Origin of the sequence: Streptomyces sp. S4.7 (genome assembly GCF_010384365.1) — a bacterium.
Taxonomy (GTDB): Bacteria; Actinomycetota; Actinomycetes; order Streptomycetales; family Streptomycetaceae; genus Streptomyces.
The window spans coordinates 424,358-437,565 of sequence record NZ_CP048397.1 but is presented as its reverse complement, the minus strand read 5'-3'; the positions used below and the strand labels follow the sequence as shown (position 1 = coordinate 437,565).

Below are 13,208 nucleotides of genomic sequence, written 5' to 3'. Positions count from 1 at the left end.
GTACCGCACGGCTCGCAGCCCGGCCACATGATCGTGTGCGGCGACGACGCGCTGGGCCACCGGCTGGCCGGTGAACTGCGTGACGTCTACGGGGAACAGGTCGCCCTCGTCGTCCCGCCCGTGCGCGCCGAACGCCGGGATCCCGCCCCGCTCACCGGCCGTGGCAGGGCCTCCGCCCTCATCGGCCGGATGTCGGCGGTCATGGCCCGGACGTACGGCCCCGCCACCGGCGGCCCCGGCGGCCCCGACGGCCGGCCGGGTGACCCCGAACCGCCACGGCTCATCGAGGCCGGGGAGCTCGACACCGATGTCCTCGTGGAAGCGGGAGTGACCGAGGCGGCGGCCCTCGCGCTCGTCCACGACGACGACGAGGTCAACATCAGGACGGCCCTCGCCGCCCGGCGTCTCAATCCCCAACTGCGCCTGGTCATCAGGCTCTACAACCGCAAACTCGGCCAGCACCTCGAAGAGCTGCTCGACCAGGCGGCGGCCGTCGCCGTGCCCGGACTGGACATCGCCGCGCTCGACGCGTCCACCACCGTGCTCTCCGACGCCGACACCGCCGCTCCCGCGCTGGCGGCCACCGCCGTGGCCGGCACCAGCAAGATCGTCCGGGCCGACGGGCTGATGCTGCGGGCCGTGGAGCGCAATCCGCCGGGCCCCGGCGAGGTCGCCGACCCGGGTCTGTGCACCCTCGCGCTGCTCTCCTCCACGACCAACGACCCGGCGGGCGAGGAGGGTTCGGACAGCAGCGGCAACGACGGCCCCCGGCTGCTGCCCGACGACGACACCACGGCGGCGGCCACCGGCCGGGGCACCGTGGTCCTGGAGGCCGTCTCCCACGAGGGCGAGCCGCTGTCACGCCGCCGGACCACGGGGCGCGGCGCCCCGCTGGGTTCACTCCTCTCCCGGCGGCTCCGCTGGTCGTTCGCCGGGATCGCCGTCGCCGTACTGGCCCTGGCCGTCGCCTCCGCCATCACGACGGACGACCACCCGCTGCACGCGACGTACATCGTGCTGCTCGACCTGTTCGCCATCGGGGACCCCGCCACCGGTGAGGACCTGGACCGCCAGGTCATCCAACTCCTGTCCGGGGTGGCCGGGTTGCTGCTGCTGCCGGTCCTGCTCGCCGCCGTACTCGAAGCGCTCGGCACCTTCCGCAACGCGTCGGCGCTGCGCAGGCCGCCCCGCGGACTGTCCGGCCACATCGTGCTGCTCGGCCTCGGCAAGATCGGGAGCAGGGTGCTGGTACGGCTGCGCGAGCTGGACATCCCGGTGGTGTGCGTGGAGGAGGACCCCGAGGCCCGGGGAATCGCCCTCGCGCGGAGCCTGCGGGTGCCGACGGTCGTCGGCGACGTGACGCAGGAAGGGGTCCTGGAGGCGGCCAAGGTGCACCGGGCGCACGCCCTGCTCGCGCTCACCAGCATCGACGTCACCAACCTCGAAGCCGCCCTGTACGCACGGTCCGTCAAACCGGACCTGCGGGTCGCCCTGCGGCTGTACGACGACGAGTTCGCCACCGCCGTCTACCGGACGCTGCGCGCCGCCCACCCCCGGGCCCTGACCCGTAGCCGCAGCGTCTCCACGCTCGCGGCCCCGGCGTTCGCCATCGCCATGATGGGGCGTCAGATCCTCGGTGCGATCCCGGTCGAGCGCAAGGTGCTGCTGGTCGCGGCCATCGACGTGGCCGGCCACCCGAGACTCCAGGGGCGCACCGTCGCCGAGGTGTTCAGGCCGGGCGCGTGGCGGGTCATCGCGCTGGACACGGCGGCGCCGGGGGACCGGCTGCCGGATCTCGCGGACACCCGGCGCGACCACGACGAGGACCGGCCCGCCGGACTGGTCTGGGACCTGCACCCCGGCTATGTACTGCGGGCGCAGGACCGAGTCGTACTGGCCGTCACCCGGCGGGGACTGGCGGAACTGATGGGCCGTCAGGCGACCGCCGCCCCGCCGGGGCCCCCTGCGCCGTAGAGCAGGACCCGGCCGGTCCGTGGCGCCCCGGCTCCGGGGCAGGAGGAAGGGACGTCGCTGATATCGGCCACCGGATGCGTCTGTTCCCGCCGTACCGCGGACCGTGCCGGGTCGGGTAAGCCTCCGTCCCCCCGCTCGTCACCCAACTGCCTTACTGTTCCCGTCACTTCACTCGTATGACGGGAAGGCCGGGAACATGGGAAGACTCATGCGTACGACAGTGGCCGCGGGCGCGGCCGGGGCGCTGGCGCTGGTGGGCGCGCTGAGCCAGGCGAGTACCGCCGTCGCCGACGAACAACTGCCGTACTCCTCTTCCACCGGGGTCGGGGTCCACAACGCGTACGAGAAGACGACCTTCCCGTATCTCGCCGACGCGCTGGACTCCGGTGCCGGGATGCTCGAACTCGACGTGTGGACCAATGTGTTCGGCGCGTCCTGGCGCGTGTCGCACAGCAACCCGCTCGGCAGCAACAGCAATTGCGTCAATGCCGCCAACACCGGTGAGCTGCGCACCAAGGCCCGCGACCAGGGACTTCCCGGCTGTCTCGCGGACATGAAGGTCTGGCACGACGCCAACCCCGGCCACCGGCCGATCCTCGTCAAGGTCGAGCTGAAGGACGGCTTCCAGGGCAAGGGCGGACGCGGCCCCGCCGCGCTCGACGCGCTCCTGACCTCCACGCTCGGCGACGCGGTCTACCGCCCCGCCGACCTCGTGGGCGGCAGTACGGACCTCGACAGCGCCGTGCGGGAGCGCGGCTGGCCGGCGCGCTCCGCGCTCGTGGGCAAGTTCGTATTCGAGCTGATCCCCGGCACCGTCGAGCAGCAGAACCCCCTCGACACCCTGTGGACCGACCGCGAGTACGCCACGCACCTTCGGGACCTCGCCGCCGCCGGACGGCTCGGCGACGCGGCGGCCTTCCCCGCCGTGCTCGGCGCCGCCGCAGGGGACCCCCGGACCCGGTACGCGGACGCCTCGCTGCGGCCGTGGTTCGTCGTCTTCGACGGCTCCGCGTCCATCTACGCGGCCGAGGGATTCGACACCGCCTGGTACGACCAGCGGCACTATCTGGTGGTCATGACGGACGCGCACACGGTGGCGCCCGCCATCGACGGCACCAACCCCACACAGGCGCAGGCGCGCGACCGCGTCACGCTGCTGGCGGGGCGGCACGCGAGCATCGTGTCGGCGGACTGGTACCCGCTGCCGTCCGTGCTCGCCACGGTCGTGGAACGCGGCGCGGGGCGGTAGAGGGGCCGAGCGAGGGTCGGGTTGCGCGGTCCCGGGCCGCGCAACCCGACGCCGTCCCCTCTCCGCGGGCGTACCGCGCGGCGGTTCACCCCGAGGGAGTGCCAGGTGCCGGCGGCGCTCGCCGGCGGCATGACCAACGCGGAGACCGGGGATCCGCTCCAGGCGCGCGAGGCGACGGTGAGGGCGCATGTGCGCCGCATCCTCACCTTCCGGGCGTCTCGAACCGCGTACGGGCGGCGCTGGTGGCGCGGGGCCTCGCGGGGTGACCCGGGGCGGTACGCCGAGTGGCGGCCCTACGACTTGTGGCCCGGCGCCGCGTCAGCCACCGGACAGGGGATGACCGGCGAGCACCGTCTCCAGCGTGTCCGCCTGCGACGCCGCTTTGTCCTCGCGGTGGCGCAGCACCCGCGCGAACCGCAGCGTCACCCCGGCCGGGTAGCGGGACGAGCGCTGGAGCCCGTCGTAGGCGATCTCCACCACCAGCTCCGGACGCACCCGCACCGTGAAGCCGTCGTCGGCCACGGCCAGTTCCCGCAGACGCGCCGTCTGCCACTCCAGCATCGCGTCCGTCAAGCCCTTGAAGGTCTTGCCCAGCATCACGAACGAGCCGTCCGGCTGTCTGGCCCCCAGATGCAGATTGGACAGCCGGCCCGTGCGCCTGCCGTGGCCCCACTCGGCCGCGAGCACCACGAGATCCAGGGTGTGGACCGGTTTGACCTTCACCCATCCGGCGCCGCGCCGGCCCGCGCTGTACGGGGTGTCGAGCGCCTTGATCACGACACCCTCGTGGCCCCGGTCCAGCGTGGCGCGCCAGAACGCCTCCGCCTCCCCGGTGTCGGGCGCGGTGTCGCCGTCCGGCGCGGACACCACCACCCGGCGGACCCGCATCGGCTCCGGGACCAGCCGGTCCAGCGTCGTACGGCGCTCCGCGTACGACAGGTCGAGCAGATCCTCGCCGTCGGCGGCGAGCACGTCGAAGAAGACCGGCGACAGCGGCAGGGCGGCGGCCGCCGCCCCCACATCGGTACGGGAGCCGACCCGCCCCGCGACCTCCTGGAACGCGCGGGGCCTGCCGTCCGCGTCCAGGGCGATGACCTCGCCGTCCAGGATGAGGCCGTCACCGTCCAGCGCCAGCGCGGCGGCCGTCACCTCGGGCAGCCGGTCGGTGATGTCGTCGAGGGTGCGGGTGTAGACCCGTACGGCATCACCCGTCCGATGGACCTGGACGCGGATCCCGTCCAGCTTCTCCTCCACGCCGCACGGCGCGAGCCGCCCGACGGCCTCGATGACACCACTTGCCGTCTGCGCGAGCATCGGCAGTACGGGGCGGCCCACCGTGAGACGGAACTCGGCGAGCGTGTCGGGGCCGTCGGCCAGCAGCCGCTCGGCGACGCTCTGGAGCGACCCGGCCAGCATCACCGCGCGCCGTACGGCGGCGGGCGGAGCCTGCGCCGCCTGCGCGAGCGCTTCCCCGGCGACGGCGTCCAGGGCGCCCTGGCGCACCTCACCGAACAGCAGCGCGATCAGGAACCGCTGCTCCTCCTCGGTCGCCGCGCCCAGCAGTTCCTGGACGAGTCTTCTGCGCTCGGTCTGCGAGCCGGGGCCCGTGACGGCGGCCAGAGCGGTGACCACGTCGTCCGCCCGGCGGACGGTCAGCGTGGCCGTTTCCGCCGGCGGTGCCGGGTCCTTCAGCGCGTGCCGGCCGACACCGATCCGTCCCTGGGGCAGCCGGCCCGCCAGCCACGGGATGACGACCGGTACGTCGGCGGGCTCGGCCGCGCCGAACAGTTCGGCCAGCAGGGCGATCTTGCGGGAGCGCGCCGACGTCGCGGCGACCTCCCGTGAGACATGGGCGAGCGTGGCCAGCAGCATGCGGCCATCCTGCAACGCCTCGCGCCCGCGCGCCCCTCCTGTGCGGTCTCCGGCGCTGTGCCGGGCGGCGGCGCCGGCGCCCCCCGGCGGGCGGCCGCGGGCGCGCGGCTAACCTGGGCAGTCCGGTCGACAGCGGAGGGGTGAGCCAGGGTGAGCCACGGGGACAGCGAGGCCCGCGCCCAGGCCGACGCCCGCGTCCGAAAAGACGCCCGCGTCCACGCCGACCCCGGCCTCTTCGGCCCCGACTCCGTCACCTGGCAGATGCACGGCGACCCGATGATGTGGATCGCCGGGGTCCGCGCGCTCTACCTCCAGGCCCTGCACCCGCGCGCCGTGCGCGGCGTCATACAGAACAGTGACTTCAGGAAGGACGCCTGGGGACGGCTGCGGAGGACCGCGAACTTCGTCGGCACCATCAGCTACGGCACCACCGAAGCCGCCGAGAAGGCCGGCGCCCGTGTCCGCCGCATCCACACCCGCATCAAGGTCACCGACCCGGCGACCGGGGAGCGTTACGGCGTCGACGAACCGGACCTGCTCCTGTGGGTGCACTGCGCCGAAGTCGACTCCTACCTGCACGTCCTGCGCCGCTCCGGCCTCCCGATCACCGACGCCCAGGCCGACCTCTACATCGACGAACACCGCGAAGGCGCCCGCCTCGTCGGCCTCGACCCGGCCCGTGTGCCCGCCGACAGGGCCCAACTCGCGGCGTACTTCGAACGGGTAGCGCCCGAGCTGGCCGCCGGGCCCGAGGCACGGGAAGTGGACGACTTCCTGCGGCGCCCGCCCGTACACCCCCTGCTCGTCCCCGCCCGCGCGGTGCTGTGGCGGCACGTCTGCGGCCTCGCGTACGACTCACTGCCCGCGTACGCCCACGAGTTGTACGGCAGGGACGCCCCCGCCCCACCGCGCGTGACCCGCAGGCTCGTCGTCACCGGAGGACTTCTGCGGGCCGTCCCCGGGCGGCTGCGCAGACGTATCCCACCGGGGCACATCAGGGGCGCCATGGCCAGACTCGGGCCCGGCACCCGGCCGAGCCCACGCCAACTCAGGAGACAGGCTGCCAAACTCCGCAGACAGGCGGCCATACTGGACGGGCCGGGGAGGGCGCAGCTAGGCGACGGGGGCGACAGCGGGCAATGGCGGAAACGAGTCTGATCCAGGGCCGGTACCGGCTGCTCGATCTGATCGGGCGCGGCGGCATGGGCGAGGTGTGGCGGGCCCAGGACGAATCGCTCGGCCGGCACGTCGCCGTCAAATGCCTCAAGCCGCCGGGCCCGCAGCAGGATCAGTCCTTCACCCGGGTGCTGCGCGAACGGTTCCGCCGCGAGGCGCGCGTCGCCGCCGCCCTGCAGCACCGGGGCGTCACCGTCGTCCACGACTTCGGCGAGCACGACGGTGTGCTGTACCTGGTGATGGAGCTGCTCGAAGGGCGCAACCTGAGCCAGCTCCTGGAGGAGAACAGACAGGGCCCGCTCGCGGTGCCGGACATCGTCGACATCGCCGAGCAGGTCTCGGACGCGCTCGCGTACACGCACGAACAGGGCATCGTGCACCGGGACCTGAAGCCCGCCAACATCATGCGGATGACCGACGGCGCGGTGAAGATCTGCGACTTCGGCATCGCCCGGCTCGGCCACGACATCGGCTTCACCTCCAAGCTCACCGGCACGGGCATCGCCATGGGCACGCCGCACTACATGTCGCCCGAACAGATCGGCGGCGGCCCCATAGACCACCGCAGCGATCTGTACTCGCTGGGCTGTGTGCTCTACGAGATCGCCACCGGCGTCCCGCCCTTCGACCAGGACGACGCGTGGGCCGTCCTGGTCGGGCACCGGGACACCGTCCCCACGCCGCTGCGGAGCCACCGCTCCGAACTGCCCGAATTCCTGGACCGGATCGTCCTCGACCTGCTCGCCAAGACGCCGGAGGAGCGGCCGTCGGACGCCACCGCGCTGCGGCACCGGATCATCGCCGCCCGCTCCGTGTCCGGCCGGGAGGGCCATCCGCCGGCGCTGCCGCCGATGCTCGCGCACCGGCCTGCGGCCGACAGCTCCACGTCGCACGGCGGTCCGGGCTCGCGGCTGCCCTCCTGGACGTACGGCATGACCGTCGGTCACAAGGCGACGGGCTCCTCGGCGCTGCGGACCACACCCCCGGACCACACGGCCGGGCTCACCGGTGAGTGGACCACGCCGTCGGGGCCGGCGGGCGCCGTCTTTGACGGGTACGCCCGCCCCGAGCGCCCCACGCCCTCGCCCGAACAGATCGCCGTGCTCAACAGCAGACACAGCGCGGGCCTCAGCCTGGGCAGGCTCGGCCGCTGGGACGAGGCGGGCGAGGTGCACCGCGCGGTCGCCGCCGAGCGGGAGCACGCGCTGGGGCCCGACCACCCCGACACCCTCGGAAGCCGCTACGAGGTCGGCTTCACGCTCAGCCGGACCGGCCGCACGGCCGACGCGCTGCGGGAGTTCGTCCGCGTCACGGAGGGGCGCGAACGGGCACTGGGGCCCGACCACCCGGAGACCCTGGCGGCCCGTCAGGAGACGGCGTACGTGCTGGGCCAGCTCGGCCGGCACTTCGAGGCGCACGAGGTGTACGCGGCGGTCCTCGCCTCCCGCGAGCGCACCATGGGCCCCGACCACCCCGACACCCTGCGCTGCCGCCACAACCTCGCCTTCAACCTCAGCCGGCTCGGGCGGATCGAGGACTCGTACCGGATGGCGCACGAGGTGGCGGCGGCGCGCACCAGGGTCCTGGGCGCCACCCACCCCGACACACTGGTCACGCTCTACGAGGTCGCCTACGCGCTCGGCATGCTGGGCCGCTGGACGGAAGCGCTCCAGACGTACCGTGACGTCGCGGTCGGCCGGGCCCACGCGCTCGGCGGGGACCACCCCGACAGTCTCGCGGCGCGCTACGAGGTCGGCATAAGCCTCGGCCGCCTCGGCCGCAGCGCCGAGGCCCTGGAGCTGTACCGGGGCCTCGTCGACGACCGTTCCCGCGTACAGGGCCCCACCGACCCCGAGACGCTGCGCGCCCGGCACGGCCTGGGAGTGAACCTCGGCCGGCTCGCCCGCTGGGAGGAAGCCCTCGCGGAGTCCCGCGACGTGTGCGCGATCCGCGAACGCGTCCTTGGCCCCGACCACCCGGACACCCTCGTCAGCCGCCGCGAGGTCGCGGTCGCCCTCGGCTGGCTGGGACGCTGGGCCGACGCCCTCGCGGTGTACCGCAGGGTGGCGGATTCCCGCGAACGCGTCCTGGGGCAGGACCACCCCGACGCCCTCGCGAGCCGCAACGACGAGGCGCACTGCCTCGAACAACTCGGCAGGGGCGGCGAGGCGGTCGAGCTCTACCGCCGGGTGGCGGCCCTGCGCCAGCGGCGCGAGGCTGGGCGGCACTAGGGCGTGTCGTTCGGATCTTGCCGGGCTCGCGGCCCCTGGCACGCACGCCCGCCGTGTTGTCGGACCCGCCCACGTACGCCCGGTACGAGAGCGATCCTCTCCTGCGTCTCGCGATCGCACGCACCGGACGCCGCGGGCCCCGCCCTGCGGGCGGACGACGCCAGTTCGAAGACAGGGCCCAGCCCTGGCCGGCGGATCTTCGGGGCCCCGCGACGTCCGGCACGGCACCTCGCGGAGTCGGCCGAGTACGGCCGGTTCGTCCACAACACCGATCCTCCGCCCCGCGATGCACCGCACCGGCCGCCGGCGGCTCGCCCTGCGGCCGGACGGCGTCACTTCGAAGACACGCCCCGGGGCGGGGCCGGCCGGGGGAGGCGGGGTCCCGTGCGGGCCCCAAACGTGTTACCAAGAGCCATGCCCGCACTCTCCTCTCCCTCGCGCACCTCGTACGACGCCGTGATCGTCGGTGGTGGCCACAACGGACTCGTCGCCGCCGCCTATCTCGCCGGAGCCGGCCGCACCGTGCTGGTCCTGGAGCGCCTCGGTCACACCGGCGGCGCCGCCGTCTCCACCCGGCCCTTCGCCGGTGTCGACGCGCGTCTCTCGCGTTACTCGTACCTCGTGTCCCTGCTGCCCCGGAAGATCGTGGACGACCTGGGGCTGCGGTTCGCCGTACGGAAGCGGACCGTCTCCTCGTACACGCCCGCCGAGCGCGGCGGCCGGGCGACCGGACTGCTGGTCGGCGGCGGCGCCGAGCGGACCAGGGAGTCCTTCACGGCCCTGACCGGCGGCGACAGCGAGTACGCGGCCTGGCAGTCCTTCTACGCCTCGACCCTCCGGGTCGCCGAGCGCGTCTTCCCCACCCTCACCGAACCGCTGCCCGAGCGGGCCGAGTTGCGCTCCCGGATCGATGACGAGGCCGCCTGGCGCATGCTCTTCGAGGAGCCGATCGGCGTCGCGATCGAGGAGCGGTTCGCCGACGACCTCGTACGGGGCGTCGTCCTGACGGACGCGCTCATCGGTACGTTCGCCGACGCCCACGACCCGACCCTCCTGCAGAACCGCTGTTTCCTGTACCACGTGGTGGGCGGCGGGACCGGCGACTGGGACGTGCCCGTCGGCGGCATGGGCGCCCTCACCGACGCGCTCGCCGACGCGGCGCGTGCGGCGGGCGCCGACCTCGTCACCGGGCACGAGGCGACCCGCGTCGAGACGGACGGTGCCCACGCCGAGATCACCTTCCGCGACGAGGCGGGCGGCACCGGCAGCGTCGCCGCGCGCCACGTCCTCGTGAACGCCTCGCCACAGGCGCTCGCCACCCTCCTCGGCGACACGCCCCCCGCCCCCGCCGCCGCCGAGGGCGCCCAGCTGAAGGTCAACATGCTGCTGCGCCGTCTGCCGAAGCTGCGCGACCGGAGCGTGGACCCGCGCGACGCGTTCGCCGGGACGTTCCACATCGCCGAGGGGTACGGGCAGTTGGCGACGGCGTACGAGGAGGCGGCCGACGGCAGGCTCCCGTCGGCGCCGCCCTGCGAGATCTACTGCCACTCGCTGACCGACCCGTCGATCCTGGCCCCCGAACTGGCGGAGCGGGGCTATCAGACCCTCACCCTCTTCGGACTGCACACGCCCGCAAGGCTGTTCGCCGAGGACAACGACACCGTGCGCGACGAACTGCTCAAGGCGACCCTCGATGAGCTCGACGCGCACCTCGCGGAGCCGATCGCCGACTGCCTCGCCGTGGACGGCGACGGCAGGCCCTGCATCGAGGCGAAGACGCCACTGGACCTGGAACGTGAACTGCGGCTGCCCGGCGGCCACATCTTCCACCGCGATCTCGCCTTCCCCTACGCCACGGCCGACACGGGCCGGTGGGGCGTGGAGACGGCCCACGCGAACGTGCTGCTGTGCGGCGCGGGCGCCGTACGCGGCGGAGGCGTCAGCGGCGTACCCGGACACAACGCGGCGATGGCGGTGCTGGAGGCGGGCCGGACCCAGGCCGGCTGAGCCGGGATCCGGCCGCGTACGGGTCTACCGGGTGACGTTCCTCATCCTGACGGACGCGACGCGCCCGGCACCGTCGAACAGGACGTCGGCCGTGGCGCCGCCGGGCAGGTCGGCGCTGATCAGCTCCGCCTCCTGACGCGAAGTCAGTCCGTGGTGGTCGAAGTACCCGGCCACCACGGCGCGGGCCGAACTCCCGGGGAGCAGGCCCGCGCCCGTCAGCAGCACGCGCGGCAACGTGATGCCGTCGGGCACGGCACGCGGCACCTGCGGATCGTCCGGCACCATGTACAGACGGCCCTCGGCGGAGGCCTGGACGCCGATGTAGCCGCAGGCGCCGAGCGCGCCCATCGCCCCGAACACGAGGGTCTCCACCGCGAAGCGGGGGTCGTCGAACGCGGAAAGGTCCACCAGGTCGGTCGTGAACTCCGGGATGCCGTGCGCCTCGCCCAGCCGCCGTATTTCGTCCGCCGCGCCGACGACGGGCGTTCCGCCGAAGCCGGGGTTCGCCCAGCCCCACAGCCACGAGCCGTCCGACGTGTCGAAGCTCCCCAGCACCGAGATCCGCAGATCGCGTTCCGCCTGGCGGTAGAGGCGCTGGTCGAGGTCGGCCGTCCACGGCCCGGTCGGCATGAACTCGTTGAACGCTTCGAGCTGTTGCGCGCCCCAGGCGGCGTGCCGCTCGGTCATCCGGAGGAAGGCGTCGCTGAAGGTGGTGGTCGCAGTCACCCCGGAAACCCTAATGCGTGGACGCTCGAACGCCCGTACTGGGGTTCAGTCGGCCGACACGCTCCACCCGTCCGGCTCGACGCGGACCGCGTCCCCGTGGCGCGAGTCGTCGAACACGGTACGGCCACCGTCCTCGACCCGCAGACCGTCCACATAGGCGCCACGGCCGACGTACGGGCCGCCGGTCGCGTAACGCCAGCGCAGCCGCACCGTCCGGCCGCGCCAGGCGGCGAGGTCGGCACGCAGCCCGTGCCAGACGCGCCCCGACCACCCCGAGACCGAGCCCGCAGGACGGGGTGTGCCCGCCTCCTCGGCGGAACCGGACGGCGTCGTCGTGAAGGGCACCGGCCGCCACTCGCCGCCGTTCCCGTTCTCCCGTGCCTCCAGGACCAGTTGGCCCGTCACCGGCTCCGTGTCCCACCACAGGGAGCAGCACAACCGCCCCTGCCCGGTGGCGATACGCAGCGCGGGCAGCGTGAGCGTGGCGGTGGTGCCCGCGGCCATCCCGGAGAACCACGCGCTCCGGCCCGCCTCCGGGATGACGGGCACGGCCCGCGCCATATGGTCCGCGGCCGCGACCCGGGGCGCACTGCCGGACCGCCAACCGCGCACCGGGTGGACGGAGTTGCCGAGCACGACCAGGAACGAGTCGGTCGTCGGATCGAGGACGAGACTGGTGCCGGTGAAGCCGGTGTGACCGGCCGTACGCGGCGTGGCCATGGCCCCCATGTACCAGTGCTGGTAGAGCTCGAAGCCCAGTCCGTGCCCGTCACCGGGGAAGTCCGTGTTGAAGTCGGTGAACATCAGCTCCACCGACGCCGGTCGCAGGATCCTCGCCCGGCCGTACGCACCGCCGCTCAGCAGCGTACGGCCCAGAACCGCCAGGTCCCAGGCGCACGAGAAGATCCCGGCGTGGCCGGCGACCCCGTCGAAGCCGAACGCGTTCTCGTCGTGCACCTCACCCCACACCGGACCGCGGTCGAGCCCCGACCACGGCTGCCGGCAGTCCTCGGTGGCCGCGATCCTCGGCTTCCAGGACGCGGGCGGGTTGAAGCGGGTGCGGTGCATACCGAGGGGAGCGGTGATCTCCTCACGCAGCAGGACGTCCAGCGCGCGCCCGGTGATCTTCTCCAGGACGAGCTGAAGGGAGATCAGATTGAGGTCGGAGTACCGGTGGACGCTCCCCGGCGGGCTCGTCGGCGCCTCGTCCCACAGCCGCTGGAGCATCCTCTCCCGCGTCGGCTCCCGATAGAGCGGGATCCAGGCGGCGAACCCCGAGGTGTGCGTAAGTAGTTGACGGATCGTCATATTCTGCTTGCCCGCGCCGCCGAAGTCCGGGAGATACGACGCGACGCGCTCCTCCAGGGCCAGCGTCCCGCGCTCGATCCGCTGCACGGCGAGGATCGATGTGAACAGCTTCGAGACGGACGCCAGATCGAAGACGGTGTCCTCGGCCATCGCGATCCGCCGGGCGGCGGGGAACTCGACACCGGTGTCGGTCGCCTCGTCGTACGCCGAGTAGCGCACGGCGCTGCCGATGGCCCGGTGCAGCGCCACCGTGCCACCGCGCCCGGCGAGCAGCACGGCGCCCGCGTACCAGGGGTGCGCCGGCGAGGGCTCCAGGAACCGCTCGGCGTCGCTCACCAGCCGCTCCAGCGGTCCCGGCAGCAGCCCGGCGCGCGCGGGGGAGCCCCGCCGCAGCGTCGGGGCCGGCCTCCCGGAGCCCGAGCGCGCGGGGCCGGGCGGCCCCGCCCCGGCGCCCGTGGCGGTCGCCGCGTCGGCGAACGGGCCGGGCGCCGGCGCGAGCGCGCCTCCCGGCGCCCGCCTGCCCGCGCCCCGCCTCCGCCGGCTGCTCGCGCCGCCCGCCGAGTCCCCGCTCATCCGCCCGTCCCTCCGACATGACGCCCCGTCCGAATCCGTCCGACGCACGAGGCTACTGCCCCGCCTCCGCACGGCCCATGACGCCGCGGCTC

8 protein-coding genes are annotated in these 13,208 nt (G+C 73.8%); 5 read left to right on the top strand and 3 right to left on the bottom strand.

Annotated elements, in window-relative coordinates; genetic code table 11:
• Positions 1-27: 27 nt before the first annotated feature.
• Together SSPS47_RS01775 and SSPS47_RS01770 are read left to right on the top strand one after the other, a co-directional pair.
• The gene (locus SSPS47_RS01775; RefSeq protein ID WP_164254339.1) at positions 28-1,974 is read left to right on the top strand and encodes an NAD(P)-binding protein; all 1,947 of its coding nucleotides are present in this window, start codon (positions 28-30) and stop codon (positions 1,972-1,974) included.
• Positions 1,975-2,182: 208 nt separating this feature from the next.
• A complete protein-coding gene (locus SSPS47_RS01770; RefSeq protein ID WP_239064730.1) occupies positions 2,183-3,223 on the top strand; it encodes a phosphatidylinositol-specific phospholipase C domain-containing protein in 1,041 nt (346 codons plus the stop codon).
• 318 nt (positions 3,224-3,541) lie between these two features.
• Here the strand turns inward: SSPS47_RS01770 and SSPS47_RS01760 are convergent, their stop codons facing one another.
• A complete protein-coding gene (locus tag SSPS47_RS01760) occupies positions 3,542-5,095 on the bottom strand; it encodes an ATP-dependent DNA ligase (RefSeq protein ID WP_164248091.1) in 1,554 nt (517 codons plus the stop codon).
• A gap of 261 nt (positions 5,096-5,356) precedes the next feature.
• Here SSPS47_RS01760 and SSPS47_RS01755 point away from each other — a divergent pair, with 261 nt between their 5' ends.
• The 3 genes from SSPS47_RS01755 (at position 5,357) to SSPS47_RS01745 (ending at position 10,509) form a co-directional block, all read left to right on the top strand.
• Positions 5,357-6,253: an oxygenase MpaB family protein gene (locus SSPS47_RS01755; protein WP_164254338.1), complete on the top strand. Its 897-nt coding sequence runs from the start codon at positions 5,357-5,359 to the stop codon at positions 6,251-6,253.
• Entirely contained in the window at positions 6,235-8,502 is a 2,268-nt protein-coding gene (locus tag SSPS47_RS01750) for a serine/threonine-protein kinase (protein ID WP_164248088.1), read from the top strand. The genes SSPS47_RS01755 and SSPS47_RS01750 overlap by 19 nt, the downstream gene beginning before the upstream one ends.
• A gap of 414 nt (positions 8,503-8,916) precedes the next feature.
• Positions 8,917-10,509 (top strand): NAD(P)/FAD-dependent oxidoreductase, encoded by a 1,593-nt coding sequence (locus SSPS47_RS01745; protein ID WP_164248086.1) that lies wholly within the window; start codon positions 8,917-8,919, stop codon positions 10,507-10,509.
• A 24-nt stretch (positions 10,510-10,533) separates the two neighbouring features.
• Here the strand turns inward: SSPS47_RS01745 and SSPS47_RS01740 are convergent, their stop codons facing one another.
• Both SSPS47_RS01740 and SSPS47_RS01735 read right to left on the bottom strand, forming a co-directional pair.
• A complete protein-coding gene (locus tag SSPS47_RS01740) occupies positions 10,534-11,235 on the bottom strand; it encodes a DUF6882 domain-containing protein (RefSeq protein WP_239064729.1) in 702 nt (233 codons plus the stop codon).
• A gap of 45 nt (positions 11,236-11,280) precedes the next feature.
• Entirely contained in the window at positions 11,281-13,116 is a 1,836-nt protein-coding gene (locus SSPS47_RS01735; RefSeq protein ID WP_164248083.1) for a serine hydrolase domain-containing protein, read from the bottom strand.
• Between the last annotated feature and the right edge of the window lie 92 nt (positions 13,117-13,208).

What these genes read in the sequence shown, in the direction of transcription:
- SSPS47_RS01775 (WP_164254339.1), top strand. Translation starts at nt 28, where the DNA reads ATGATCGTGTGCGGCGACGACGCGCTGGGCCACCGGCTGGCCGGTGAA.
- SSPS47_RS01755 (WP_164254338.1), top strand. Translation starts at nt 5,357, where the DNA reads ATGCACGGCGACCCGATGATGTGGATCGCCGGGGTCCGCGCGCTCTAC.
- SSPS47_RS01760 (WP_164248091.1), bottom strand. Translation starts at nt 5,095, where the DNA reads ATGCTGCTGGCCACGCTCGCCCATGTCTCACGGGAGGTCGCCGCGACG.
- SSPS47_RS01750 (WP_164248088.1), top strand. Translation starts at nt 6,235, where the DNA reads ATGGCGGAAACGAGTCTGATCCAGGGCCGGTACCGGCTGCTCGATCTG.
- SSPS47_RS01745 (WP_164248086.1), top strand. Translation starts at nt 8,917, where the DNA reads ATGCCCGCACTCTCCTCTCCCTCGCGCACCTCGTACGACGCCGTGATC.
- SSPS47_RS01770 (WP_239064730.1), top strand. Translation starts at nt 2,183, where the DNA reads ATGCGTACGACAGTGGCCGCGGGCGCGGCCGGGGCGCTGGCGCTGGTG.
- SSPS47_RS01735 (WP_164248083.1), bottom strand. Translation starts at nt 13,116, where the DNA reads ATGAGCGGGGACTCGGCGGGCGGCGCGAGCAGCCGGCGGAGGCGGGGC.